The organism is Roseibium sp. SCP14 (assembly GCF_040329475.1).
Classification (GTDB): domain Bacteria; phylum Pseudomonadota; class Alphaproteobacteria; order Rhizobiales; family Stappiaceae; genus Roseibium.
The window spans coordinates 1-406 of the sequence record NZ_JBDZYH010000032.1 but is presented as its reverse complement, the minus strand read 5'-3'; the positions used below and the strand labels follow the sequence as shown (position 1 = coordinate 406).

At 65.8% G+C, this 406-nt stretch carries 1 protein-coding gene; it reads right to left on the bottom strand.

All coding sequences use genetic code 11. The features are described 5' to 3' along the window. Positions 1–406, bottom strand: a 406-nt coding sequence (locus ABLQ08_RS32745) for a 3-hydroxyacyl-CoA dehydrogenase family protein (RefSeq protein WP_352950919.1), incomplete at both ends; no start/stop codon positions are given.

The following is a 406-nucleotide window of genomic DNA, read 5'->3' as shown; positions in this document are numbered from 1 at the left end:
GGTCCAGGGCCATTCCAGGGCCGGGCCGAACTGGGCCATGAAGTGCTTCATGCCCGCTTCACCGCCCGCGATCCGGTAGGTCTCGAACAGGCCCATCTGCGCCCACCGGATACCGAAGGCCATGCGGATCGCCTCGTCGATCTCTTCCGTCGTGGCAACACCGTCCTTGACCAGCCACAGGCTCTCCCGCCAGACGGCCTCCAGCAGACGGTCGGCAATATGCGCATCGATCTCCTTGCGCAGGGTCAGCGGGAACATGCCGATGTCGCGCAGGATCTGCGAGGCCTTCCCGGTTTCAGCCGCATCGCCGACCAGCTCGACCAGCGGCAGCAGATAGACCGGGTTGAACGGATGGGCGACGATCGCCCGTGCGCCCTGGCTGTTGAGTTCCGACGGCTTGAAGCCG